Origin of the sequence: Oscillibacter sp. ER4 (assembly GCF_000765235.1) — a bacterium.
Taxonomy (GTDB): domain Bacteria; phylum Bacillota; class Clostridia; order Oscillospirales; family Oscillospiraceae; genus Hominicoprocola; species Hominicoprocola fusiformis.
Map to the genome: position 1 here is coordinate 1 of NZ_JPJG01000047.1, position 4,360 is coordinate 4,360.

The 4,360-nt window shown below is 51.8% G+C and carries 3 protein-coding genes and 1 pseudogene; all 4 read left to right on the plus strand.

Annotation, left to right across the window (positions count from 1 at the left end):
* Positions 1 to 45 precede the first annotated feature (45 nt).
* Entirely contained in the window at positions 46 to 579 is a 534-nt protein-coding gene (locus tag NI20_RS0107570; RefSeq protein WP_033120805.1) for a hypothetical protein, read from the plus strand.
* Between the two features lie 55 nt (positions 580 to 634).
* Entirely contained in the window at positions 635 to 1,576 is a 942-nt protein-coding gene (locus NI20_RS15660) for a hypothetical protein (protein ID WP_230206139.1), read from the plus strand.
* Between the two features lie 344 nt (positions 1,577 to 1,920).
* Positions 1,921 to 3,045 (plus strand): plasmid recombination protein, encoded by a 1,125-nt coding sequence (locus NI20_RS0107585; protein WP_242842950.1) that lies wholly within the window; start codon positions 1,921 to 1,923, stop codon positions 3,043 to 3,045.
* 425 nt (positions 3,046 to 3,470) lie between these two features.
* Positions 3,471 to 4,360 (plus strand): annotated as a pseudogene (locus NI20_RS0107590) (hypothetical protein); the annotation flags it as partial.

Below are 4,360 nucleotides of genomic sequence, written 5' to 3' on the forward strand. Positions count from 1 at the left end.
GCCGGGGTTTAAGGGCGTGTGTCCTGTGGGCCTGTTCGTAAAGGTATGAAAACGATCCGGCAGATAGCTGACGAGATAGGGGTATCAAAGCAAGCTGTTTTCAAAAAAATTAAGCGTGAACCACTGTCAACCAGTTTACAGGGGTTGACGGCAACGGTTGACGGTAGGTTGATGGTAGAGGTTGACGGCGAAAAGCTGATAAAACAGGCGTTTTCTGAAATTGCACCGTCAACCACCGACAACCAGTTGACGGGCGCGGTTGACGGTTTGGTTGACGCGCCGTCAACCAAAAATGCAGAAAAAACAGCAGAGGTTGATGGTGTGATTTCTGTTTTACAGGCCACCATCGACACGCTGCAGGGGCAGCTTGAAGTGAAAGACCGGCAGATCGAGCAGCAGGCCCAGACCATTACCCGGCTTACTGACGCGCTGGCCGCCGCCCAGCAGACAGCGGCAGCGGCCCAGGCCCTACACGCGGGGACAATCCAGCAGCAGCTTATTACCGGGGAGGCTGGAACGGATCAGCAGGAACCGGAACAGAAAAAAAGCTGGTTTTCAAAAATTTTTGGTGGCAGATAGGAAACAAAAGGATATTTTTTTCGTCACTACAAGTTAAGAAAGGCGGTGTGATACAGTGAAAAAGATTGCTCTTGTTTTGGTGGCGGCTATGGTTTTGGTATTCACTGGTTGCGAAAAAAAGGAAACTATTTCAATGCCTTTTGATGTTGCTGATGTGAATAATATCGAGATGTATCGCAATGTTGTGCCAAACTCCGCTGAAAAGCAAGTCATTACAAAAACCGATGATATAGAGGATATTTATTTTCTGTTTTCGGGATTGGAGGTAAGCGATAAAAAAACGGAGCCTGTTGCTGGAGGGACAGTAACAAGTTTTCGGTTTAATCTCTCAAATGATACAAGTTATGAGATTATCTACTGTGCAGAAGCAGTAAAGTCAGGCAGACTGAAACTTCCAGAGGAGAAACTGGATTATTTTACAGCAGCTGATATTGAATCTTATTGGGACAACTACCAATATGAGATTGTTCCTGTAAGTGAGAATGAACTGCCGGGACAGGAAGAAACGCAAGAATGGGATAAAATCCCTATGGTAATGGTGGATGGCAAACTCTACTATGATACGGGGAAAGAAAGTACCATAAGTGGCCGTTGCGGGGTAATGGACGGGGAAATCACTTCATCGGTTGATGGCTCTGAGATACCGACAAAGGATAACCAATCTAATTTTGGAACAGGATTTGAATATCAATACGGGGCCGACAATACCATAGAGATTTTTATGAACGAGAAATGGATCGTTTTTGAGCAAAGAGAAGGAGCCGGAAATCAAGTCCGATATGGTGATCGGATGGTAGATGCGGAGGGCCTTTCCAAAGAAACGCTTGAATGGCTGGATTGGTATAATAGCTTGCCGGAAGAACAACAGTTAGCTGTAAGTGCTGTGCCGCCAGATTTGCTTGAAGAAAGCGGCCTTGTAAAAACAGAGGACGCAGAGGTTTCTGCACAGGAAGATGAATTGTGTGGCTATCCTCTTGCACCAGAAGAAGTAGAGTGACAACAGAAATTCTTGGAGACAGTTGTGAGGCTGCTTCTTTTAGCCCCCGGCAGGGCGCAAAAGCACTTTCATACTGCCAGCCCCGAAGGGGCGGCGGTGTGAAAGTGCTTTTGCGTTACTTTCTCACAAGAAAGTAACAAAGAGGTTGTGGCCTGCGGCCAGTTATGGTAAAATAGGAGTAGTAGGATATAGGCTTTTGCAGGAAAGGGACGGGTGATTTTATAGGCACAACCATTTCGGGAATGACGGGCCGGGGAAGTATCCGGCACAACAACAGGAGCTTTTCAGCGGCGAATGTAGACCGGAGCAGGTCGGGGCAGAATGTCACCTTTTGCAACGAGGATTTGAAGAAGGTGTACCACGAACTTTTCGATGAAGCCCTGGCCGCCTACAATGCCAAAAAGAAAAAGACCAGGGACAAGATACCAGATTACTATGAGCATATCCGGCAGAGCAAACAGGAGAAGCTATTTCACGAGGCTATCTTCCAGATCGGCAACTTGACGGACTGCGGGTGCGGCTCCCCTGGAGGGGAACGGGCGGCGGCAGCTCTCAAAGAATTTGCAGAGTCCTTCCAGGAGCGCAACCCTCATCTGCGGGTGTTCAATATGGTGCTGCACATGGACGAGGCCACGCCCCACCTCCATGTGGACTTCGTGCCTGTGGCAACGGAGCAGAGCCGGGGCCTCTCAACGCGGGTATCAATGAAACAGGCGTTAAAGCAGCAGGGATTTGAAGGGATGGGCCGAAAGCAGACCGAATGGAAAGCCTGGATGGAACGGGAGAAAGAAGCCCTAACGGAAATCGCCCAGGCTCACGAGTTTGAGATTATCAGCCTGGGCGGTGGCCGCGAGCGTATGGAGCTACCAGAGTACAGAGCAGCGGCCCAGCGGCTTGAAGCTATCCAGGAACAGGTGACAGCAGCAGAGCAGGAGATCGCGGCCCTGGAAAAGCAGAGAAAGGCCCTGCAAGGGAATGTGAAGCTGCTGAAAGCGGTGGAGAAGGTTAAGCCCGATCTGGACGCGATACAGCCGGAAAAGACGCTGACAGGGGCCGTCAAGGGTGTGACGGTGGAGCAGGTGAAGGAGCTGAAGGCGGCGGTGATCCGGGGCGCGGCGGCAGAGCAGAAGGTGCGGGAGCTGAAGGTAGAAAACCAACAGCTTCAGCAGAAAATCCCCTCGATGAAAGAAAAACTGAAGGAGGCCCAGGAGCGGCAGCGGCTTGAAAATGAAAACCGGCAGCTCAAAGTGCAGGTGGAATACCTGGAAGAAGATTTGAGCTGGGAGCGTGGGATTTCGGCGCGGCTCCGGGAAGGGATCGGGGCGGTGCTGGACTTTCTGGATCAGCACTTGCCGGAGCAGTTCCGGCCCCTGGTCGAAAAGGCGCGGGAGCTGCTACCAGTGCCAGAGGTGCAGCAGCCGGAGAGAGAACAGGAACAGGGCCACACCTGGGGCGGTATGGAGCTGTAAAAGAAGCCTGTCCGGGAGCCTTGCAAGAGCCGCCCGGACAGGCTATAATAACAGTAAAAATAGGGAATAAAATGTATTGATAATATATGCCCCCCTATGGGGTGAAGGGGACAAGCTGAAATGGGTTTGTCGTAAAATAGGGAATAAAATGTATTGATAATATATGCCCCCCTATGGCCTTTAGGCCAGGGAAAAAATAATAAAATATTCTCTCTCTGACAGGGAGAAAGTCGGAGGGGGTTATGGGGGTGAGCGGCGGGGTGTGGGAATGTGGTAAACCTGAAAGGTTTTCCATCATTTCCATGCCCCAGAGCGAGGGGGAAAAGGGGGAGGTGACTTTCTCTTTAAGGCCCCGAAGGGGCCGCTCTTTGGCTCCCCCTTTTCCCCCTGTGGGTTTGCAGAATGTACGAAAAGAGGTGTAAGGAATGGAGGATCAGCAAGTAGCCCTGGAACAGCTCCGGGAACTTTACAGGGAAAAGAATGAGCATTTAGAGAAGTTTTTGGAGCCGGTGGAGCCGTATGAGTTTTATCGTGAGATCTTCCCGGAAGGATCTTTCGAGAGGAAGGGCCATTTTGAGGACAGGAAGGGAAACGGGATCGCGGTGACAGTGACGAAAGGTGAGGTTGACAGGGCAACCGGGATCGCCCTGCAGATCGAGGGGGACGGTAAAGCGAAACGCTGTACCATCACTGACGAGCTGGACGAGCTGAGGGAGCTGCAAGACACCGATTTTACGATTATGTCCCCGATCTCCTATTTTGGGCTGCGGCGGTGCGGCAAAAATGCCCGGTATCTCTATGCTTTGGTCTTTGACCTGGACGGGGTAGGTATGCCCCAGCTCCGGGACACGCTGCACCAGATGAACAAGGATATTTTGCCCCAGGCAACCTTTGTTGTAAACAGCGGGACAGGGCTTCACCTGTATTATGTGCTGAAAGAGCCGGTGCCTATGTACCCGTACAACCAGAAATGCTTGAAAGAGTTGAAATATTCCCTCACTCGGCAGATTTGGAATAAGTTTACCTCCACCATCAAGGAGCCACAAATGCAGGGGATTTTGCAGGGATTTCGGGTGGTCGGCTCCGGCTCGAAGCTGGGGCGTGAGTACCCTGTGAGGGCGTTCCGGCTCGGCGGGCCGGTGGAGCTGGTGCGGCTGCTTGATTATATCCCGGACAGCAACGGGGAGCAGCAGCGGCTTGAAGGGCTTATGAGAAAGAGCCGCCTGTCGCTGGCCGAGGCGAAAGAGAAGTACCCGGATTGGTATGAGCGGCGGATCGTCAAGAAGGAGCGGCGGGGCCGCTGGACGGTCAAGCG